The organism is Kluyvera georgiana (assembly GCF_050990895.1).
In the GTDB taxonomy this organism is placed as follows: Bacteria; Pseudomonadota; Gammaproteobacteria; order Enterobacterales; family Enterobacteriaceae; genus Kluyvera; species Kluyvera georgiana.
This window is the reverse complement of the sequence record NZ_CP158865.1, coordinates 1,017,263-1,036,596: the sequence shown is the minus strand read 5'-3', so window position 1 is coordinate 1,036,596 and position 19,334 is coordinate 1,017,263. Positions and strand designations below refer to the sequence as shown.

Annotated in this window: 22 protein-coding genes; 6 read left to right on the top strand and 16 right to left on the bottom strand. The window is 54.8% G+C overall.

Annotated features, from left to right (window positions below):
• The first annotated feature begins 114 nt into the window (after positions 1-114).
• From ABTW00_RS04980 to ABTW00_RS04970, 3 genes are read left to right on the top strand one after another with little or no spacing between them, the layout of a single operon-like run.
• Positions 115-1,515 (top strand): nucleobase:cation symporter-2 family protein, encoded by a 1,401-nt coding sequence (locus ABTW00_RS04980; protein WP_064543140.1) that lies wholly within the window; start codon positions 115-117, stop codon positions 1,513-1,515.
• A gap of 18 nt (positions 1,516-1,533) precedes the next feature.
• On the top strand, positions 1,534-2,850 hold the full coding sequence (gene guaD / locus ABTW00_RS04975) for a guanine deaminase (protein ID WP_065357917.1): 1,317 nt from the start codon (positions 1,534-1,536) through the stop codon (positions 2,848-2,850).
• A gap of 55 nt (positions 2,851-2,905) precedes the next feature.
• Positions 2,906-4,273, top strand: coding sequence for an NCS2 family permease (locus tag ABTW00_RS04970; RefSeq protein WP_064543136.1), 1,368 nt, complete (start codon positions 2,906-2,908; stop codon positions 4,271-4,273).
• A 64-nt stretch (positions 4,274-4,337) separates the two neighbouring features.
• On the opposite strand, the gene ABTW00_RS04965 is transcribed toward ABTW00_RS04970, so the two are convergent.
• Genes ABTW00_RS04965 through ABTW00_RS04955 form a run of 3 tightly spaced genes read right to left on the bottom strand, consistent with a single transcriptional unit; the run spans position 4,338 to position 6,605 of the window.
• Positions 4,338-4,574, bottom strand: coding sequence for a non-oxidative hydroxyarylic acid decarboxylases subunit D (locus tag ABTW00_RS04965; RefSeq protein WP_065357919.1), 237 nt, complete (start codon positions 4,572-4,574; stop codon positions 4,338-4,340).
• A gap of 10 nt (positions 4,575-4,584) precedes the next feature.
• On the bottom strand, positions 4,585-6,012 hold the full coding sequence (locus tag ABTW00_RS04960) for a non-oxidative hydroxyarylic acid decarboxylases subunit C (RefSeq protein WP_064543132.1): 1,428 nt from the start codon (positions 6,010-6,012) through the stop codon (positions 4,585-4,587).
• Positions 6,012-6,605 carry a non-oxidative hydroxyarylic acid decarboxylases subunit B gene (locus ABTW00_RS04955; RefSeq protein ID WP_064543129.1) on the bottom strand — a complete coding sequence of 198 codons (594 nt, stop codon included), beginning with the start codon at positions 6,603-6,605 and terminating at the stop codon, positions 6,012-6,014. The genes ABTW00_RS04960 and ABTW00_RS04955 overlap by 1 nt, the downstream gene beginning before the upstream one ends.
• A 150-nt stretch (positions 6,606-6,755) precedes the next feature.
• Here ABTW00_RS04955 and ABTW00_RS04950 point away from each other — a divergent pair, with 150 nt between their 5' ends.
• Positions 6,756-7,160, top strand: coding sequence for a MarR family winged helix-turn-helix transcriptional regulator (locus tag ABTW00_RS04950; protein WP_064543127.1), 405 nt, complete (start codon positions 6,756-6,758; stop codon positions 7,158-7,160).
• 61 nt (positions 7,161-7,221) lie between these two features.
• On the opposite strand, the gene rpoS is transcribed toward ABTW00_RS04950, so the two are convergent.
• The 12 genes from rpoS to cysD all read right to left on the bottom strand — a co-directional run bounded on the left by rpoS (position 7,222) and on the right by cysD (position 17,007).
• Positions 7,222-8,214: an RNA polymerase sigma factor RpoS gene (gene rpoS, locus ABTW00_RS04945; protein WP_064543125.1), complete on the bottom strand. Its 993-nt coding sequence runs from the start codon at positions 8,212-8,214 to the stop codon at positions 7,222-7,224.
• 117 nt (positions 8,215-8,331) lie between these two features.
• The gene (gene nlpD, locus ABTW00_RS04940; protein WP_064543123.1) at positions 8,332-9,477 is read right to left on the bottom strand and encodes a murein hydrolase activator NlpD; all 1,146 of its coding nucleotides are present in this window, start codon (positions 9,475-9,477) and stop codon (positions 8,332-8,334) included.
• A gap of 121 nt (positions 9,478-9,598) precedes the next feature.
• Positions 9,599-10,228, bottom strand: a complete 630-nt coding sequence (locus ABTW00_RS04935) for a protein-L-isoaspartate(D-aspartate) O-methyltransferase (protein WP_064543122.1) — start codon at positions 10,226-10,228, stop codon at positions 9,599-9,601.
• Positions 10,222-10,983, bottom strand: a complete 762-nt coding sequence (surE, locus tag ABTW00_RS04930) for a 5'/3'-nucleotidase SurE (RefSeq protein ID WP_064543120.1) — start codon at positions 10,981-10,983, stop codon at positions 10,222-10,224. The genes ABTW00_RS04935 and surE overlap by 7 nt, the downstream gene beginning before the upstream one ends.
• Positions 10,964-12,013: a tRNA pseudouridine(13) synthase TruD gene (gene truD, locus ABTW00_RS04925; RefSeq protein WP_433639250.1), complete on the bottom strand. Its 1,050-nt coding sequence runs from the start codon at positions 12,011-12,013 to the stop codon at positions 10,964-10,966. Before truD ends, surE begins: the two co-directional genes overlap by 20 nt.
• The gene (ispF, locus tag ABTW00_RS04920; RefSeq protein WP_064543116.1) at positions 12,010-12,489 is read right to left on the bottom strand and encodes a 2-C-methyl-D-erythritol 2,4-cyclodiphosphate synthase; all 480 of its coding nucleotides are present in this window, start codon (positions 12,487-12,489) and stop codon (positions 12,010-12,012) included. The genes truD and ispF overlap by 4 nt, the downstream gene beginning before the upstream one ends.
• Entirely contained in the window at positions 12,489-13,199 is a 711-nt protein-coding gene (ispD, locus tag ABTW00_RS04915; protein ID WP_167575142.1) for a 2-C-methyl-D-erythritol 4-phosphate cytidylyltransferase, read from the bottom strand. The genes ispF and ispD overlap by 1 nt, the downstream gene beginning before the upstream one ends.
• A 19-nt stretch (positions 13,200-13,218) precedes the next feature.
• The gene (gene ftsB, locus ABTW00_RS04910; protein ID WP_064543112.1) at positions 13,219-13,536 is read right to left on the bottom strand and encodes a cell division protein FtsB; all 318 of its coding nucleotides are present in this window, start codon (positions 13,534-13,536) and stop codon (positions 13,219-13,221) included.
• Positions 13,537-13,686: 150 nt separating this feature from the next.
• On the bottom strand, positions 13,687-14,013 hold the full coding sequence (locus ABTW00_RS04905; RefSeq protein ID WP_064543109.1) for a DUF3561 family protein: 327 nt from the start codon (positions 14,011-14,013) through the stop codon (positions 13,687-13,689).
• A 43-nt stretch (positions 14,014-14,056) separates the two neighbouring features.
• A complete protein-coding gene (gene cysC / locus ABTW00_RS04900; RefSeq protein WP_064543107.1) occupies positions 14,057-14,662 on the bottom strand; it encodes an adenylyl-sulfate kinase in 606 nt (201 codons plus the stop codon).
• Positions 14,662-16,089: a sulfate adenylyltransferase subunit CysN gene (gene cysN, locus ABTW00_RS04895; protein WP_065357926.1), complete on the bottom strand. Its 1,428-nt coding sequence runs from the start codon at positions 16,087-16,089 to the stop codon at positions 14,662-14,664. The genes cysC and cysN overlap by 1 nt, the downstream gene beginning before the upstream one ends.
• 9 nt (positions 16,090-16,098) lie before the next feature.
• Positions 16,099-17,007: a sulfate adenylyltransferase subunit CysD gene (gene cysD / locus ABTW00_RS04890; protein WP_064543103.1), complete on the bottom strand. Its 909-nt coding sequence runs from the start codon at positions 17,005-17,007 to the stop codon at positions 16,099-16,101.
• Positions 17,008-17,334: 327 nt separating this feature from the next.
• On the opposite strand from cysD, the gene ABTW00_RS04885 reads away from it, so the two are divergent.
• On the top strand, positions 17,335-18,396 hold the full coding sequence (locus ABTW00_RS04885; protein WP_433639244.1) for an aminopeptidase: 1,062 nt from the start codon (positions 17,335-17,337) through the stop codon (positions 18,394-18,396).
• A 133-nt stretch (positions 18,397-18,529) separates the two neighbouring features.
• On the opposite strand, the gene ABTW00_RS04880 is transcribed toward ABTW00_RS04885, so the two are convergent.
• Positions 18,530-18,685, bottom strand: a complete 156-nt coding sequence (locus ABTW00_RS04880; RefSeq protein ID WP_433639242.1) for a hypothetical protein — start codon at positions 18,683-18,685, stop codon at positions 18,530-18,532.
• Positions 18,686-18,947: 262 nt separating this feature from the next.
• On the opposite strand from ABTW00_RS04880, the gene ABTW00_RS04875 reads away from it, so the two are divergent.
• Complete coding sequence (locus ABTW00_RS04875) at positions 18,948-19,301, top strand: DUF6463 family protein (protein WP_433639239.1); 354 nt, start codon at positions 18,948-18,950, stop codon at positions 19,299-19,301.
• The last annotated feature ends 33 nt before the right edge of the window (positions 19,302-19,334 follow it).

The following is a 19,334-nucleotide window of genomic DNA, read 5'->3' as shown; positions in this document are numbered from 1 at the left end:
TGAAGGTTGCAGAGTGAATTGAGATGTCGCGTTCTCAGGGTTTCCTGTACCTAAAATTCGCGAAATACAATCCCAGAATCAGATGATCAAATTTACTTTAGAAGGAGTGAAGGGATGTCTGATATAACTCGCACCGGTTCCGATCTTATTTATGAGCTGGAAGATCGGCCACCGTTTCATCAAGCTATTATTGGCGCGGTAACCCATTTATTAGCTATTTTCGTCCCGATGGTGACACCCGCATTAATCGTTGGCGCGGCGTTGCAACTTTCCGCAGATACCACCGCTTATCTGGTGTCGATGGCGATGATCGCCTCCGGTATCGGCACCTGGCTACAGGTTAATCGCTACGGTATTGTCGGTTCCGGTTTGTTATCAATCCAGTCGGTTAACTTCTCTTTTGTCACCGTAATGATTGCGCTCGGCAGCAGCATGAAAAATGACGGGTTTCATGAAGAATTGATTATGTCTTCGCTGCTCGGAATCTCCTTTGTCGGCGCCTTTCTGGTCGTCGGCGCATCTTTTATTTTACCCTATTTACGTCGGGTGATTACGCCGACCGTCAGCGGTATTGTGGTGCTGATGATTGGCCTGAGCTTAATCAAAGTCGGTATTATTGATTTTGGCGGCGGCTTTGCAGCCAAAAGCAGCGGAACGTTCGGCAGCTACCAGCATATTGGCGTCGGACTATTAGTGCTGATCGTCGTGATTGGCTTCAACTGCTGTCGTAGCCCTCTGTTGCGCATGGGCGGTATCGCCATTGGCTTATTTGTGGGCTACGTTGTTTCATTATGTCTGGGAATGGTGGATTTCAGCACCCTGCAGAATTTGCCACTCATCACCATTCCTACCCCGTTCAAATACGGTTTTCACTTTAGTTTTCACCACTTTCTGGTGGTTGGCACCATTTATTTACTCAGCGTGCTGGAAGCCGTTGGGGATATTACCGCCACCGCGATGGTGTCGAACCGCCCGATTCAGGGAGACGAATACCAGTCGCGCCTGAAAGGCGGCGTGCTGGCCGATGGGCTGGTATCGGTTATTGCGTCCGCCGTGGGGTCGCTGCCGCTCACTACTTTTGCGCAAAATAACGGCGTGATCCAAATGACCGGCGTTGCCTCTCGCTACATTGGGCGCGCCATCGCCGTGATGCTGGTGGTGCTGGGGTTGTTCCCGGTCATCGGCGGTTTCTTTACCACCATTCCTTCGGCGGTGCTCGGCGGCGCGATGACGCTGATGTTCTCCATGATAGCCATCGCCGGGATCCGCATCATCATCACCAACGGGCTCAAACGTCGCGACACCTTAATTGTCGCCACCTCATTGGGATTAGGGCTTGGCGTCTCCTACGATCCCGAAATTTTCAAAATATTGCCAGCATCAATTTATGTCCTGGTAGAAAACCCTATTTGCGCGGGTGGATTGACCGCCATCATCCTGAATCTCATTCTTCCCGGCGGTTATCGGCCAGAAGAGATTTTACCGGCAGCCTCCTCTGCGAAGGATTCGTTTTAAATCTGAAAGGAATTTGTCATGGCCGAAGAACAGACATTAAAAGCCGTACGCGGTAGCTTTATCGACATTACACGAACCGTTACCCACCCGGAGGAGATCGAGTCGGCGTTACGTTTCGTTGAAGATGGGCTACTGCTGATCGCAAACGGGAAAGTGGAATGGTTTGGGAAATGGGAAGACGGTAAGCATCGCATTCCTAACACCATCCGCATCCGCGACTATCGCGGGAAATTAGTCGTGCCGGGATTTGTCGACACCCATATTCACTACCCACAAAGTGAAATGGTCGGCGCCTACGGCGAACAGCTGCTGGAATGGCTGAACAAGCACACCTTCCCAGCGGAGCGCCGCTATCAGGATCTCGAATATGCCCGCGAAATGTCGACCTTCTTCATCAAACAGCTGCTGCGTAACGGCACCACGACCGCGCTAGTGTTCGGCACGGTACATCCGCAGTCGGTCGATGCGTTATTTGAAGCGGCAAGCCATATCAATATGCGCATGATTGCCGGTAAGGTCATGATGGACCGCAACGCGCCCGATTACCTGCTTGATGACGCGCAAAGCAGCTATCTGCAAAGCAAGGAGTTGATTGAGCGCTGGCATAAAAACGGCCGCCTGCTCTACGCCATTACGCCGCGCTTCGCCCCAACCTCGACGCCGGAACAGCTGGCGATGGCACAGCGCCTGCGCGAAGAGTACCCCGATACCTGGGTGCATACTCATCTCTGTGAAAACAAAGATGAAATTGCATGGGTAAAAGCGCTGTACCCCGAGCACGACGGCTATCTCGATGTTTATCACCAGTATGGTTTAACCGGAAAAAACTGTGTTTTCGCCCACTGCGTCCATCTGGAAGAAAAAGAGTGGGATCGTCTCAGCGAAACGGATTCCAGCATCGCGTTCTGTCCAACCTCCAACCTGTATCTCGGCAGCGGGCTGTTTAATCTCCAAAAATCCTGGCACAAAAAAGTCAAAGTGGGGATGGGCACGGACATTGGCGCCGGAACCACATTCAATATGCTGCAAACGCTGAATGAAGCCTACAAAGTGGTGCAACTACAGGGCTACCGCCTTTCGGCCTATGAAGCGTTTTATCTCGCCACCCTGGGCGGCGCAAAAGCGCTTGGGCTGGAGAATCTGATTGGCAACTTCGCTCAGGGTAAAGAGGCCGACTTTGTCGTGCTGGAGCCTACCGCAACACCGTTGCAGCAGCTGCGCTATGACAACTCCGTCACGCTGGCCGACAAGCTGTTCGTCATGATGACACTGGGCGACGATCGTTCCATCTATCGTACCTATGTCGATGGCAGACTCGTTTATGAGCGCAACTGATTGATTTTAAAATCTATTAAATAGAAACCTTTTACTCTATTCTGAGGGCGTTATTATGTCTGGAGATATACAGCAAGCACCCAGCGCCTCGTCACCGCGCGGCACACTCGATGCGTATTTCAAAATTTCAGCGCGTGGGAGCAGCGTTCGCCAGGAGATTCTGGCCGGGTTAACCACGTTTCTGGCTATGGTGTATTCCGTCATCGTCGTACCTGGTATGCTGGGTAAGGCCGGTTTCCCTCCGGCGGCGGTATTTGTCGCAACCTGCCTGGTTGCTGGGTTTGGGTCACTACTGATGGGTCTATGGGCTAACCTGCCGATGGCGATCGGCTGCGCCATCTCCCTGACCGCGTTTACCGCCTTTAGCCTGGTGCTGGGGCAGCATATTAGCGTGCCCGTCGCCCTCGGCGCCGTATTCCTGATGGGGGTTATCTTTACCGCCATTTCCGTCACCGGGATACGAACGTGGATCCTCCGCAACCTCCCTATCGGCATTGCGCACGGCACGGGTATCGGCATTGGGCTATTTCTGCTGCTGATTGCCGCAAACGGTGTAGGTATGGTCATTAAAAATCCGCTGGAAGGGCTGCCCGTCGCGCTGGGATCCTTTACCTCATTCCCGGTACTGATGAGCCTGCTTGGCCTGGCGGTGATTTTTGGCCTCGAAAAATGCAAGGTTCCAGGCGGGATCCTGTTGGTTATCATCATCATCTCGATCATTGGTCTTATTTTCGATCCCGACGTACAGTATCACGGCCTGGTGGCGATGCCGAGTTTGAGCGATGCCGATGGTAAGTCACTGATTTTCAGCCTTGATATTATGGGAGCGCTGAAGCCAACGGTACTGCCCAGCGTACTGGCGCTGGTGATGACGGCAGTATTCGACGCCACGGGGACCATCCGCGCCGTCGCCGGTCAGGCTAATCTGCTGGACAAAGACAATCAGATTATTAATGGCGGTAAAGCGCTAACCAGCGACTCAATCAGTTCGGTCTTCTCCGGTCTGGTGGGTGCCGCGCCTGCTGCGGTGTATATCGAATCCGCCGCCGGTACGGCCGCTGGCGGCAAAACCGGGTTAACGGCCGCCGTTGTCGGCTGCCTGTTCCTGGCCATTTTATTTTTATCGCCACTCTCCTATCTGATCCCAGGCTATGCCACCGCACCAGCGCTGATGTACGTCGGACTGTTGATGCTCAGTAACGTCTCAAAGCTTGATTTTAATGACTTTATTGATGCGATGTCCGGATTGGTTTGTGCGGTATTTATCGTGCTGACCGGTAATATCGTCACCGGCATTATGCTCGGCTTTGTGACGCTGGTCGTTGGGCGCGTGGTCGCGCGTGAATGGCAAAAACTGAATATCGGTACAGTGATAATCACTCTTGCGCTGGTTACATTTTATGCTGGCGGATGGGCAATCTGACAAAAAAAACCACTCCGCGTATCGCTGCGCGGAGTGGAACAATCAGTAAAAAAGGCGAGCGATTTTAACGCTTATCTTCCGCCAGCAGAGGCGGAATGCTCGGCACCATTGGCGCGTCGTCGATATCCTTCTGCGTCATTCGGAACGCTTCCGGATAATGCTCGCGACTGGTGCGGCGTAGCGGCTCGGTATCGCGCCAGGTGTACAGACAGTGCTGGCACTGGTATACGGTCCAGACACCTTTCACCGGCGATTTCGCCATCACTTCAATATGCTCATCGGCGCAACGTGGACAAATCATCTTTTCCTCCTTACTTACGGTTAGCCAGCATAGCGGTCAGTTTTTCAGCCCAGGCCTTGGTTTCCGGCAGGTCTTGTACGGGCTGGCTATAGTGACCGCGGTTGTCCGGCGCAACCGGGGTGGTGGCGTCGATAATCAGTTTGTCGGTGATGCCCGCCGGGCTTGAGCCCGGATCCAGTTCCAGTACCGACATATTCGGCAACTGTACCAGGTCACCCGCCGGGTTAACTTTTGACGATAGCGCCCACATCACCTGCGGCAGGTTGAACGGGTCGACGTCTTCATCAACCATAATCACCATTTTCACGTAGCCCAGACCGTGCGGCGTGGTCATCGCACGCAGCCCCACCGCGCGGGCAAAACCGCCGTAGCGTTTTTTCGTGGAGATAATCGCCAGCAGACCGTGGGTGTACATGGCGTTTACCGCCTGCACTTCCGGGAACTCCGCCTTCAGCTGCTGGTAGAGTGGTACACAGGTCGCCGGGCCCATCAGGTAGTCAATTTCGGTCCACGGCATGCCGAGGTACAGCGATTCAAAAATCGGTTTGGTGCGATACGAAACTTTATCGATGCGCACCACGGTCATGTTACGACCGCCGGAGTAGTGGCCGGTGAACTCACCGAACGGTCCTTCAATTTCACGCTTGCGGCCTTCAATCACCCCTTCGAGGATCACTTCAGAGCCCCACGGCACGTCGAAACCGGTCAGCGGCGCGGTGGCAATCGGATACGGGCTTTCACGCAGCGCGCCGGCCATTTCATATTCTGACTGGTCGTACTTCAGCGGCGTAGCGCCCATCAGGGTAATAATCGGGTCGTTGCCCAGGGTAATCGCAATCGGCAGATCTTCGCCACGCTCTTCCGCTTTATGCAGGTGTAGCGCGATGTCGTGCATCGGGACCGGCTGCAGGCCCAGCTTACGCTTACCTTTCACTTCCATACGGTAAATGCCGACATTCTGCTTACCGAAGTTATCTGGATCCAGCGGGTCGCGCGAGACGACGCACGCTTTATCGAGGTAAAAACCGCCGTCGCCGTCGTTCAGGCGGAACAGAGGCAGAATATCGAACAGGTTAATGTCTTCGCCGTCGACGGTGTTTTCCGCCCACGCCGGGTTAGCGCGGCGCTCCGGCGCAATCGGGAATTTATCCCAGCGGCGAATAAACTCATCAATCTGTTTTTTCACCGGCGTGTTGATTGGCAGCCCCATAGAGATAGCGTGGTTCTGCCAGGAGCCGATGGTATTCATCACAACGCGAGCATCGGTAAAGCCGCGAATGTTATCAAACCACAGCGCGGGCGCACCGTCGCCAATGCGGCCTGTTGCATTGGCCGCGGCGGCCAGATCGGGCTCGGCATTGACCTCTTCACTGATTTTCAGTAGTTGTCCCTGGTCTTCCAGCGCCTGCAAGAACCCACGTAAATCATCAAAAGCCATTATGCATTCTCCTGTGAATATTGGTTCGCCGCCGGTAAACCCTGCCAGCGACGGGCCTTGTCATGTTTGAGGCCAAACTGATCGAGCACGCGGGTCACCACGTGCTGCACGATGTCGTCCACCGTTTCCGGATGGTTATAAAACGCGGGCATGGGCGGCACCATGGCCACCCCCATGCGCGAGAGCGCCAGCATGTTTTCCAGATGGATAGTGCTGAGCGGCATTTCGCGAGGCACCAACACCAGCTTGCGCCCTTCTTTCAGCACCACATCCGCGGCACGCCCCACCAAACCATCCGCATAACCAGCGCGAATACCGGCCAGCGTCTTCATACTGCACGGGATAACAATCATGCCGTCGGTCTGAAAAGAGCCGGAAGAGATAGTCGCGGCCTGATCGGCCGGGCTGTGGCTGAAGTCGGCCATGGCGGCGACATCGCGTGCGCTCCACGGAGTTTCCAGTTCGATGGTGGTTTTGGCCCATTTCGACATCACCAGGTGCGTTTCCACCTCCGGCATGCCTTGCAACGCTTGCAGCAGCGCAACCCCCAACGGCGCGCCGGTTGCTCCCGTCATGCCAATAATCAGTCTCATCTCTCACCTCATTTCGTTCGTGTACGAACAATATGGTTAAGCTACTCCTGTTGGACGAGTCTGGCAAGGCTGTTCCGCTAAGCTCGCATTTTTTGTTCAATGAGTCGGGAGCGGCTATCATAAGCGCAGATACATTGCCGGAGAGCGATCATGGAGATCAAAAACGAAGCGTTTCACCTGCTCCGCCATCTTTTTCAGCAGCATACATCACGCTGGCAGCACGAGTTGCCGGAACTCACCAAGCCGCAGTATGCGGTCATGCGCTCCATCGCCGAATGCCCGGGCATTGAACAAGTGGCGTTGACCAGCGTGGCGGTCAGCACCAAGGCGACGCTCGCTGAAATGCTGAGCCGAATGGAAGCCCGTGGGTGGGTCAAACGCGAGCATGACCCCGATGATAAGCGTCGGCGCTTTGTTTTTTTAACGCCGGACGGGGAAGCGCTACTGGCGGCGAGCCAGCCGGTGGGAAACCGCGTGGATGATGAATTTTTACAGCGTTTGACGCCGCAGGAACGAGAGCAGTTTACGCATTTAATTCGTAAGATGATGGAATAACGCGGAAAAAAAGCAAAGAAAAAGGCCAGTCTGACGACTGACCTCTTTGAAAAAAACAGGCTTATTCGCGGAACAGCGCTTCGATATTCAGCCCCTGCGTCTGCAGAATTTCACGCAGACGACGCAAACCTTCAACCTGAATCTGACGCACGCGCTCGCGGGTCAGGCCAATCTCGCGGCCGACATCTTCCAGCGTAGCTGCTTCATACCCCAACAGGCCAAAACGACGCGCCAGCACTTCCCGTTGTTTGGCGTTCAGTTCGAACAGCCATTTTACGATGCTTTGCTTCATGTCATCGTCTTGCGTGGTGTCTTCCGGGCCGTTTTCATTTTCATCGGCCAGGATATCCAGCAGCGCTTTCTCAGAATCTCCGCCCAGCGGCGTATCAACTGAAGTGATGCGTTCATTGAGACGCAGCATACGGCTTACGTCATCAACCGGCTTATCCAGCTGTTCAGCTATCTCTTCCGCGCTCGGTTCATGGTCCAGCTTATGGGACAGTTCACGCGCGGTACGCAGATAGACGTTTAGCTCTTTAACAATATGGATAGGCAGACGAATAGTACGGGTTTGGTTCATGATCGCCCGTTCAATAGTCTGACGAATCCACCAGGTGGCATAGGTTGAAAAACGGAACCCACGCTCCGGGTCGAACTTCTCTACGGCACGAATCAGCCCCAGGTTGCCCTCTTCAATCAGATCCAGCAGCGCCAGACCACGATTGCCGTAACGGCGGGCAATTTTTACCACCAGACGAAGGTTGCTTTCAATCATCCGACGGCGTGAGGCAACGTCGCCACGCAGGGCACGACGTGCAAAATAAACTTCTTCTTCAGCGGTCAATAACGGAGAATAGCCGATCTCGCCTAAGTAAAGCTGAGTCGCATCGAGTACACGTTGAGTGGCACCTTGCGATAAGAGCTCTTCTTCCGCGAGTTCGTTGTCACTGGGTTCCTCTTCATTTAAGGCCTTCTCATCGAAAACCTCTACTCCATTCTCATCAAATTCCGCGTCTTCATTTAAATCATGAACTTTCAGCGTATTCTGACTCATTTTAAGGTGGCTCCTACCCGTGATCCCCAGGCAATGCACCTTATCATGTCACTTTTCAGGCGACCTCTGCGGTCGCCGACGTCGCCTGAAAGCGTTCATGTGAAGTACTTTGCCGACTTATCGCTGCGGTAAATACTGCAGCGGGTTGACGGATTTCCCCTTGTAACGAATTTCAAAATGCAAACGTGTTGAACTGGTTCCGGTGCTACCCATGGTAGCGATTTTCTGCCCCGCCTTGACGTCCTGTTGTTCCCGGACCAGCATTGTATCGTTATGAGCGTAGGCACTCAGGTAATCATCGTTGTGTTTGATGATAATAAGATTACCGTAACCGCGCAGTGCGTTACCGGCATAGACGACGCGCCCATCGGCGGTTGCGACGATTGCCTGTCCTTTACTGCCCGCAATATCGATACCTTTGTTGCCACCGTCGGTGCCGCTAAAGTTCTCGATTACCTTGCCGTCAGTTGGCCAGCGCCACGAAGAGATTGGCGAACTGGTTGAAGTACTGCTGGCATTCGGTACGGTCGTGCTCGCAGTGGGTGCCGTTACAGGCGCTGTGACGGTCGTCGCAGGCTTGTTGTTAGGCAACATTTTGTTAGCACTTTGTTCACCTGAATCCTCAGAATACGTAATTGTCGGAGTCGACGCAACAACCGCGGTTGAATTTTGTGCAGGTTTTGAGACTAATCCGGAATTTCCGCTGCTGGCCTGTGCGCTGGCCATGGCGACCGAGTTATTGCCGGTAATCGGCTGGCCTGAAGCATTCCCAACCTGCAGAACCTGGCCGACGTTCAGGGCGTACGGCGCCGCAACGTTGTTACGCTGCGCCAGGTCACGGAAATCATTCCCGGTAACCCATGCAATGTAGAACAGCGTATCACCGTGCTTCACGGTATAGGTGCTGCCGCCGGTATAGCTGCCTTTAGGAATGTCGCCATATTTACGGTTATAGACGATATGGCCGTTCTGCATCTGTACCGGCTGCTCGGCAACGGGCTGCGCGACTTGCGGCTGCGCCTGCACCGGCTGGGTCTGAACCGGCTGTACCGGTTGAATCTGAGGCGTTGACTGCGCCGTGCTGCCCATTTTGGGCGGCGGCGTAATCAGCATGCCGGAGTTCGTGCTGCTGGAGCCTCCGCTGTTCACAGAGCTGACTGGCGCTGGTGCATTATTCGAAGAAGTACAACCGGCCAACCAAAGTGAAACCAGTGATAATGCCACAACACGATTGACGGTAAATTTAGGGCTTCCCGCGCTCATTTATCCCCCAGGAATAGGTTAACTGCCAGTGACTTAATACCGTGCAACGCAGGCTATGAACACTGGAAACGTGTTCACCATACGCTGAATTGCGCTGAATACCCTCAGAAAAATCCGGGACTCAGGCCAGCTCCCCTTTTACCAGGGGAACGAAGCGAACGGCCTCAACGGTATCAATAATAAATTCGTCTCCCCGCCGATGAACGCGCTTGAGATACTGGCGATCGTCGCCCACGGGTAAAACAAGAATACCGCCTTCGTCCAGCTGCGACATGAGCGCAACCGGAATCTCGAGCGGCGCCGCCGTAACGATGATGGCGTCAAACGGGGCGCGTGCCTGCCACCCCTGCCAGCCATCGCCGTGGCGGGTCGATACATTATGTAAATCAAGCTGCTTCAGGCGACGCCGGGCGTGCCATTGCAGGCTTTTTATCCGCTCAACGGAGCAGACATGATGCACCATATGCGCCAGAATCGCCGTCTGATAACCTGACCCGGTGCCAATCTCCAGCACCCGGGACTCCGGCGTCAGCTCCAGCAGCTCGGTCATCCGTGCCACCATATAGGGCTGTGAAATCGTCTGGCCCTGGCCTATCGGCAACGCGACGTTTTCCCACGCGCTATGTTCAAATGCTTCATCAATAAATTTATCGCGCGGAACCTGCGCCATCGCATCGAGCACGCGCTCATCGCGGATGCCCAGCTGACGAAGCTGATTGAGCAGACTCTGGATACGTTTACTGACTACCATTGCGCATCGACCCTCGCCTGCTCCAACCAGCCGGTGACCACCTCATGCGCGCTGTGCGCGGTGAGATCTACATGCAGCGGCGTCACCGACACGTAGCCCGCGTCCACGGCGGCAAAATCGGTGTCCGGCCCGGCGTCACATTTGTCGCCCGGCGGCCCAATCCAGTAGAGAGTATTACCGCGCGGATCCTGCTGTGGAATCACTTTATCCGCCGGATGGCGGCTGCCGCAGCGGGTCACGCGAATGCCTTTGATTTGCTCAAGCGGCAGGTCGGGCACGTTGACGTTGAGGATACGCCCGGTGCGTAGCGGTTCGCGGGCGAGCGCGCGCAGCAGCGAGCAGGTCACCGCCGCGGCAGTCTCATAGTGCTGATGACCGTTTAGCGACACCGCCAGCGCGGGAAAGCCTAAATGGCGGCCCTCCATGGCGGCGGCAACCGTGCCAGAGTAGATCACGTCATCGCCCAGATTGGGGCCGGCATTAATGCCTGAAACCACGATATCCGGGCGCGGACGCATCAGCGCATTGACGCCCAGATAGACGCAGTCAGTCGGCGTGCCCATCTGTACGGCAATGTCGCCGTTATCGAAAGTGAAGGTACGAAGCGAGGATTCCAGCGTCAACGAGTTCGACGCACCGCTGCGGTTACGATCGGGTGCAACTACCTGAACCTCGGCAAATTCCCGTAAGGCTCTGGCCAGCGTCTGAATGCCTGGCGCATGGATCCCGTCATCGTTACTCAGCAATATTCGCATAATCACCTGTTGTATTGATAAGTTCCCTTACCACGCTGGTCGCGAAACTGCCCGCCGGCAGCCAGAAGCGCAGTTCGACGGTGACGTCGTCCCACCAGTTCCAGCTTAGCTGCTGCGGATAGAGTAGCATGGCGCGGCGCGCGGCTTCGACTTTTTCACGCTGCAACAGCGACTGCAGCGCCATCTCTTCAGCCAGCACGGTCTGTTCAAATTCCAGGGCGGTACGCTGTGTTCCCCAGTCGCCGCTCCCAGGCAGCGCTGCGGTAATCATTAATTCACGCGCGTCGACGCGAGCCTGCAATACGGCCTGCTCTTCATCGGTGGCAACAAACCAGCTGCCGCGTCCCGCTAATTGTAGCGCATCGCCGTCAACAACTTGATTAAAGTCCGGTTTTTTTAGGCGTTCACTCACTATCTGATTAAACAACGCGCTGCGGGCCGCCGACAACCAAAAACTGCGCTTATTCCGATCCCGCACCGGCGCGCCGCTTTCTGCCCAGCGCAGCGCGCCCAGCAGGTTGCTGCCGCCAATGCCAAAACGCTGAGCGCCGAAATAGTTCGGCACGCCGCGTTCGGCAATCGCCTGTAATCGCGTCTCAACGTCATCACGGCCGCTCACCTCACGCAGCACCAGCGTAAACTGATTGCCTTTTAGTGCGCCTAAACGCAGCTTACGCTTATGACGCGCGTATTCCAGCACCTGACAGCCTTCCAGCTGAAACTGGCTTAAATCCGGCATCGTGTTGCCCGGCACGCGCGCGCACAGCCACTGTTCGGTGACCGCATGCTTATCTTTCTGTCCGGCAAAACTCACTTCACGAGCGTGAATTTTAAGGAATTTCGCCAGCGCGTCGGCGACAAAGCGGGTATTGCAGCCGTTTTTCAGGATGCGCACCAGAATGTGCTCGCCTTCGCCGTCCGGCTCAAAACCTAAATCTTCCACCACCAGAAAATCTTCCGGACTGGCCTTTAATTGCCCCGTCCCCTGCGGCTTGCCGTGCAGGTAGGTCAGTGCATCAAACTGAATCATGACGTAGCCTTTTGTAGCAGAGCGACCGCTTCACAGGCAATGCCTTCACCGCGCCCGGTAAAGCCGAGCTTCTCGGTGGTGGTCGCTTTTACGTTAACGTCGTCCATATGGCAGCCGAGGTCTTCGGCAATAAACACGCGCATTTGTGGGATGTGCGGCAGCATTTTCGGCGCCTGTGCAATGATGGTGACATCAACATTACCTAGCGTGTAGCCTTTGGCCTGGACGCGTTTCCACGCTTCGCGCAGCAACGCGCGGCTGTCCGCGCCTTTAAAGGCCGGGTCGGTATCCGGGAACAGTTTACCAATATCGCCCAGCGCCGCCGCGCCCAGCAGAGCGTCGGTCAACGCGTGCAGCGCCACGTCGCCATCGGAGTGCGCCAGCAGCCCTTTTTCGTACGGGATGCGCACGCCGCCAATGATAATCGGGCCTTCGCCGCCAAAGGCGTGTACGTCAAAACCGTGTCCAATTCGCATTATGCATTCTCCGGGTTACCCGAGCGGGTGAGGTAAAATTCAGCGAGCGCCAGGTCTTCCGGGCGGGTCACCTTAATATTATCAGCACGTCCGGCAATCAACTCGGGATGAAAGCCGCAATATTCTAATGCCGACGCTTCGTCGGTAATCGACGCGCCTTCGTTCAGCGCGCGGGTTAAGCAATCCAGTAACAGTTCGCGAGGGAAAAACTGCGGCGTCAGCGCATGCCACAGATCGTTACGATCGACGGTGTGCGCAATCGCGGCTTTCCCCGGCTCGGCGCGCTTCATGGTATCGCGCACCGGCGCGGCCAGAATACCGCCAACCCGGCTGGTTTCGCTTAAGCTGAGCAGGCGCGCCAGATCGTCCTGATGCAGACACGGACGGGCCGCATCGTGTACCAGCACCCATTGCGCATCATCAATCGCGCGCAGGCCCGCCAGCACGGAATCCGCGCGCTCGGCGCCGCCTTCAACGACGGTAATCTGGGGATGTTGCGCAAGAGGCAGCTGCGCGAAGCGTTCGTCTCCGGCAGAGACGGCGATAATCACCCGCTGGACGCGGGCGTTAGCCAGCAGCGCATCCACCGAGTGTTCAAGAATCGTTTTGTTACCGATTGAGAGATATTGTTTTGGGCAGTCCGTTTGCATGCGGCGGCCAAATCCGGCTGCCGGCACCACGGCGCATACGCCCGGAAAAGTCACGGCCATGTCGTCATCCTGGGACTGGTTATCGATTAGTTTGCGTTTGCCCCGCGCTCTGCGTACGTTTAGACGCATCCGGAACCAGACGATAGAACGTTTCGCCCGGACGGGTCATGCTGAGTTCGTTACGTGCGCGTTCCTCAATCGCCTCCTGACCGCCATTGAGGTCGTCAATTTCGGCGAAAAGCTGATCGTTGCGCGCTTTTAATTTTGCGTTGGTGGTTTGCTGTACGGATACATCATCACGGACCCGGCTGAAGTCATGCAGACCGTTCTTTCCGAACCACAGCGAATATTGTAGCCAGACCAGCAAAGCCAGTAATAGCAGCGTTAATTTACCCATCCTGCCCCCTGAAAAACGGCTCTATCATCCCATAACTTGCCGTCATACTCCACTCCGGCCGCAGGCGATACCGCATATCGCCGGAAATTTACCACATTTCCCCTGCGTATTGGCGCGCAATCGCTGCCGCCGACGCCTCAGGCGAAAGGATTAACTCATAATCCACATGAATAGCAAACCACACAGCAGGGCGACGGTCAGCAGCGTTGCAACAATGGTGTAACCCAGCTTGCCTTTCACCAGCGAGTGAAACGCAACGCCCACCACCACCGCCACGGGCATCAGGGCAAGGAAAAAAGGCCAGGTATAGAGGAAGAAGAACAGCGTGTTATTGCCGTAATGCAGGTAGGGGATACCCAGCGCCATCAACCATGCCACAAAGCCGACAAAAGCCCCTGACAAAGACCAGGTGGTTTCATCATAAGCAGGGGCTAGTGACTCGGGTTGGGCCACGTTGATGTTCTGAGTGTTACGCATAAATCATCCTGTTAGGTCGGAGCAGGCAAACTCCGACACGTTTTCAGGATCTGATAATATCGCTCTGCCTCAGTAGATCTAATAATTGCGCAACCAAATTTGTTACTAATTGTTCACCATCCAGGTGGATCGCAGGCTGCTCGGGCGATTCATACAATGAATCAATTCCGGTGAAATTACGCAGTTCACCGGCACGCGCTTTCTTATAGAGCCCTTTCGGATCGCGAGCCTCGCAGGTTGCCAACGGTGTATCGACAAAGACCTCAAAGAAACGATCGTCCCCCACGCGTTCACGCACCATCTGCCGTTCAGCACGGTGAGGCGAGATAAATGCGGTCAATACCACCAGCCCCGCATCCACCATCAGCTTCGCCACTTCACCGACGCGGCGAATATTTTCTTTACGGTCCGCATCGCTAAAACCGAGATCGTTGCACAGCCCGTGGCGCACGTTATCGCCGTCGAGCAAATAGGTGCTTACACCAAGTTCATGCAGCGCCTCTTCCAGTGCCCCAGCCACGGTAGATTTACCCGAGCCCGAGAGCCCGGTAAACCACAGCACAACCCCACGATGCCCGTGGAGTTGTTCACGCTGCTGCGCGGTGACGGGATGGGCATGCCAGACGACGTTTTCGTCATGTGCCGCCATTACTTGCCTCCCAGCAGATCGCGCGCGCCCCAATGCGGGAAGTGTTTGCGCACCAATGCATTCAGCTCAAGTTCAAAAGCGCTGAACCCGGAATTCACCACGGCATCCTCGGTATTCGGTTCACGCACCATGCCGGCGCCAACCGTCACGTTGCTTAAACGGTCAATGAAGATCAGACCGCCGGTGACCGGGTTTTCCTGATATTTATCGAGCACCAGCGGCTCATCAAAGGTCAGGTCCACCAGGCCGATACCGTTCAACGGCAGTGCGTCCACTTCGCGCTGGGTGAGATTATTGATGTCGACCTGATACTGAATGCCGTCGACGCGGGCGCGGGTTTTCTTCCCGGCGACTTTAATATCATAGCTTTGCCCTGCCGCCAGCGGCTGCTCGGCCATCCATACCACGTCAACGGAAGCGCGTTGTACCGTCGGCAGCGCGTCCTGTGCGTCAAGCAGCAGGTCGCCACGGCTGATGTCGATTTCATCTTTCAGCACCAGCGTGATGGCTTCGCCTGCGGCCGCTTCCTGCAGATCGCCGTCGAAGGTCACAATGCGCGCCACGGTAGACTCGACGCCTGACGGCAGCACTTTAATGCGCTGGCCGACCTTCACGGTGCCGGAAGCCAGCGTACCGGAGAAACCGCGGAAATCGAGGTTCGGACGGTTCACGTACTGAACCGGGAAGCGCATCGGCTGGGTATCCACCGTACGACGAATTTCCACCGTCTCCAGCACTTCCAGCAGCGTCGGGCCGCTGTACCACGGCAGCTTGTCGCTGTTGCTGGCGACGTTATCGCCCTCCAGCGCGGACAGCGGCACGAAGCGGATATCCAGGTTGCCCGGCAGCTGCTCGGCAAAGGTCAGATACTCTTCGCGAATGCGATTAAAGGTCTCTTCGCTGTAGCCGACGAGATCCATTTTATTGACAGCCACCACCAGGTGCTTGATGCCCAGCAGTGTGGAGATAAAGCTGTGGCGACGGGTCTGATCCAGCACGCCTTTACGCGCGTCGATCAGCAGGATCGCCAGGTCGCAGGTCGAGGCGCCGGTGGCCATGTTACGGGTGTACTGCTCGTGCCCCGGGGTGTCGGCGATGATAAATTTACGCTTCTCGGTGGAGAAATAGCGGTACGCCACGTCGATGGTGATGCCCTGCTCGCGCTCGGCCTGCAGGCCATCTACCAGCAGCGCCAGATCGAGCTTCTCGCCCTGAGTGCCGTGACGCTTGCTGTCATTGTGCAGCGATGACAGCTGGTCTTCGTAAATCTGACGAGTATCGTGCAGCAGGCGGCCAATCAGCGTACTTTTGCCGTCATCCACGCTGCCGCAGGTCAAAAAGCGCAGCAGGCTTTTGTGCTGCTGGGCGTGCAGATACGCTTCAACGCCGCCTTCATCGGCAATTTGTTGTGCAATAGTGGTGTTCATGGCGGCTCCTTAGAAATAACCCTGACGTTTTTTAAGCTCCATGGAGCCGGCCTGGTCGCGGTCAATCACGCGGCCCTGGCGTTCACTGGTGGTCGAGACCAGCATCTCTTCGATAATTTCCGGCAGCGTTTGCGCGTCGGACTCTACCGCGCCGGTCAGCGGCCAGCATCCCAGGGTACGGAAACGCACCATGCGTTTTTTGATCACTTCGCCCGGCTGCAAATCAATACGATCGTCATCGATCATCATCAGCATGCCGTCACGTTCCAGCACCGGACGCTCGGCGGCCAGGTACAGCGGAACAATTTCGATGTTTTCCAGATAGATATACTGCCAGATATCCAGCTCGGTCCAGTTAGAGAGCGGGAAGACGCGAATGCTTTCACCCTTGTTGATCTGCCCGTTGTAGTTGTGCCACAGCTCCGGACGCTGGTTCTTCGGATCCCAGCGGTGGAAGCGGTCGCGGAAGGAGTAAATACGCTCTTTGGCGCGGGATTTCTCTTCATCGCGGCGCGCGCCGCCGAAGGCGGCATCAAAACCGTATTTGTTCAGCGCCTGCTTCAGCCCTTCGGTTTTCATAATGTCGGTATGCTTGGCGCTGCCGTGCACGAACGGGTTAATGCCCATCGCCACCCCTTCCGGGTTTTTGTGCACCAGCAGTTCGCAGCCGTAGGCTTTCGCAGTACGGTCGCGGAACTCATACATTTCGCGGAACTTCCAGCCGGTATCGACGTGCAACAGAGGAAACGGCAACGTGCCCGGATAAAACGCCTTGCGCGCCAGGTGCAGCATTACGCTGGAATCTTTGCCGATGGAATACATCATCACCGGATTAGAGAATTCGGCGGCCACCTCACGGATGATATGGATGCTTTCCGCCTCCAGTTGCCGCAGGTGAGTAAGTCGTTTTTGGTCCATAACCGTTCCTTAAGCCTGATTCATTGCATATCTGTTGTGTTTGAGGGCCGATCTTGTCGTTGGCGCTTATTGGGTTGTTGCTGCGGGGTCGTGCTACAACTCGCTAACAATCAGCAATAGAGGGACTATAGGGGTAGGTTTAGACCAAATGAAATTACGAAAAGGAATGAGTAGTTACTCAAAGGAATAACGGTCTGGAAAAGCAAATATCAAAAAGTGCTTAACATGCTATTTTTCGGGCATTTAAGAGCTTTTGAAATTGTGTAATGAAAATCACAGTTTCATACTAAGCGCGTCTATTTTTTTGCTCTGTTGTAAGGACTTCCTATGTTCTCCGCATTGCGCCACTGCATGGCAGCCCTGGCGCTCGGCGTATGCTTCACCCTCCCGGCCCAGGCCGCCGCCTCGTCGCTGGGCACGATCGCCAATACGCAGGCTCGCTATATTGCTACCTATTTCCCCGGACGCATCACCGGCACGCCCGCTGAAATGCTCTCTGCCGACTATATTCGTCAGCAGTTTGCGCAAATGGGCTACCAGAGCGATATCCGTACCTTTAACAGCCGCTATATCTACACCAGCAAAGATAACCGAAAAAACTGGCATAACGTGGTCGGCAGTACGGTTATCGCGGCGCATGAAGGGAAATCCAGCCAGCAGATTATTATCATGGCGCATCTGGACACCTACGCGCCGCACAGCGATAGCGACGTCGAACAGAATCTCGGCGGCCTGACGCTTCAGGGCATCGACGATAACGCACTGGGCCTCGGCGTGATGCTGGAGCTGGCGGAACGTTTTAAAAATATTCCCACAGAGTATGGCATCCGTTTTATCGCCACCAGCGGTGAAGAGGAAGGCAAGCTTGGTGCTGAGAATTTACTTAAGCGTATGAGCAGCGCTGAAAAGAAAAACACCCTGCTGGTCATTAACCTCGACAATCTGGTCGTCGGCGACAAACTCTATTTTAACAGCGGCGTCAAAACCCCGGCCTCAGTGCGCAAATTAACCCGCGACCGGGCGCTGACGCTGGCCCACAGTCGCGGCATTGCCGCAGCCACCAACCCGGGTCTTAACCCCCTGTATCCACAGGGCACCGGCTGCTGCAACGATGCCGAAATTTTTGATAACGCAGGTATCCCCGTACTTTCTGTCGAAGCCACTAATTGGTCGCTTGGCAAAAAGGACGGTTATCAGCAGCGCGCGAAAAGCGCCAGCTTCCCGGACGGTACCAGCTGGCATAACGCGCAACTCGACAACCAGCAGTATATTGATAAAGCACTGCCGGGGCGTATTGAGCGCCGTAGCCGCGAGGTGGTTCGGGTGATGATGCCGCTGATGCGAGAGCTGGCGAAGGCGGGTACTCCAGGAAGTGGGCACAAAAGTTAAGCACACCCTGCTGTTCACCGCGAGAATGCATCAATGCCTTCATCTCAATGGGGGCCTGGGGCATGCACACGATGTTTCATTAACTTCTGCACTATCGGGGGAGTTTATCCCCGCTGACGCGGGGAACACGGTATCAGCGACCGTCCAGCTTCACCGGCCGGTCTGCTGCGGACATGTTGTCAGCCGGAGGCGGTGATTCCGGCGTTAAGGGTAGCACCACTACTTCCGTCGCCCGCAGCTCCGCCTGGACCCGTCGACGAAATGCCGGATAGCGGAGCCAGTCGAGCATGAACAAAGTTCGTTACCGACCAATTTTCCTCAATGCTTTGACAAGTCCGTTTGCCCGCGGTATCAGAGTAATGCTCTCTGATTTACAGGGAGTTTTCGTGATACAGCAAGCCATTGAGAACATGGAAGATATAAAACAGTATAAATAACTACATTTTGAAAATGTAGAAACATAAGTTGGCATTTTAGAAGAAGATCAATTTTTTCATGTTTTTATTGATTAAAATAATGCTATTTATTTAGATTGATAAAGGGATATTGATATGTGGAAATTAAGCGGTCGACTTATGTTTTTAACTGGCATTATTCACACTATAGTAGGCGTTATTTTAGGATATAGTGCGATAAATGAAATCGGCTATAGAGGATATTTCAATGTAATAGCCCAGGATATAAGTCTTGAATATCATTTTTGGTTTATTTTTTGTGGATTAATTATTATCATGCTAGGTCAATTGCTCCATGTTTTTATACAGAAAACACAGGAGCCCGCACCTAAATTCCTGGGTTATAGCATAATGACTATTTCAATCATTGGATGTATATTAATTCCTGCATCAGGTTTTTGGCTTTTTATTCCACAAGCACTAATAATTCTTTTTCCAGCTAAAAATTGAATATTATTCATGATGTAATGTATCTTACAACAG

Coding starts and splice junctions, on each gene's coding strand:
- cysN (WP_065357926.1), bottom strand. CDS start 16,089: ATGAACACCACTATTGCACAACAAATTGCCGATGAAGGCGGCGTTGAA.
- ABTW00_RS04935 (WP_064543122.1), bottom strand. CDS start 10,228: ATGGTAGTCAGTAAACGTATCCAGAGTCTGCTCAATCAGCTTCGTCAG.
- rpoS (WP_064543125.1), bottom strand. CDS start 8,214: ATGAGTCAGAATACGCTGAAAGTTCATGATTTAAATGAAGACGCGGAA.
- ABTW00_RS04965 (WP_065357919.1), bottom strand. CDS start 4,574: ATGATTTGTCCACGTTGCGCCGATGAGCATATTGAAGTGATGGCGAAA.
- ABTW00_RS04880 (WP_433639242.1), bottom strand. CDS start 18,685: ATGCTCGACTGGCTCCGCTATCCGGCATTTCGTCGACGGGTCCAGGCG.
- ABTW00_RS04875 (WP_433639239.1), top strand. CDS start 18,948: ATGTGGAAATTAAGCGGTCGACTTATGTTTTTAACTGGCATTATTCAC.
- ispF (WP_064543116.1), bottom strand. CDS start 12,489: ATGCGAATTGGACACGGTTTTGACGTACACGCCTTTGGCGGCGAAGGC.
- surE (WP_064543120.1), bottom strand. CDS start 10,983: ATGCGAATATTGCTGAGTAACGATGACGGGATCCATGCGCCAGGCATT.
- cysD (WP_064543103.1), bottom strand. CDS start 17,007: ATGGACCAAAAACGACTTACTCACCTGCGGCAACTGGAGGCGGAAAGC.
- truD (WP_433639250.1), bottom strand. CDS start 12,013: ATGATTCAGTTTGATGCACTGACCTACCTGCACGGCAAGCCGCAGGGG.
- ABTW00_RS04980 (WP_064543140.1), top strand. CDS start 115: ATGTCTGATATAACTCGCACCGGTTCCGATCTTATTTATGAGCTGGAA.
- ABTW00_RS04905 (WP_064543109.1), bottom strand. CDS start 14,013: ATGCGTAACACTCAGAACATCAACGTGGCCCAACCCGAGTCACTAGCC.
- nlpD (WP_064543123.1), bottom strand. CDS start 9,477: ATGAGCGCGGGAAGCCCTAAATTTACCGTCAATCGTGTTGTGGCATTA.
- ABTW00_RS04960 (WP_064543132.1), bottom strand. CDS start 6,012: ATGGCTTTTGATGATTTACGTGGGTTCTTGCAGGCGCTGGAAGACCAG.
- ABTW00_RS04950 (WP_064543127.1), top strand. CDS start 6,756: ATGGAGATCAAAAACGAAGCGTTTCACCTGCTCCGCCATCTTTTTCAG.
- guaD (WP_065357917.1), top strand. CDS start 1,534: ATGGCCGAAGAACAGACATTAAAAGCCGTACGCGGTAGCTTTATCGAC.
- ABTW00_RS04955 (WP_064543129.1), bottom strand. CDS start 6,605: ATGAGACTGATTATTGGCATGACGGGAGCAACCGGCGCGCCGTTGGGG.
- ABTW00_RS04970 (WP_064543136.1), top strand. CDS start 2,906: ATGTCTGGAGATATACAGCAAGCACCCAGCGCCTCGTCACCGCGCGGC.
- ABTW00_RS04885 (WP_433639244.1), top strand. CDS start 17,335: ATGTTCTCCGCATTGCGCCACTGCATGGCAGCCCTGGCGCTCGGCGTA.
- cysC (WP_064543107.1), bottom strand. CDS start 14,662: ATGGCGGCACATGACGAAAACGTCGTCTGGCATGCCCATCCCGTCACC.
- ispD (WP_167575142.1), bottom strand. CDS start 13,199: ATGGCCGTGACTTTTCCGGGCGTATGCGCCGTGGTGCCGGCAGCCGGA.
- ftsB (WP_064543112.1), bottom strand. CDS start 13,536: ATGGGTAAATTAACGCTGCTATTACTGGCTTTGCTGGTCTGGCTACAA.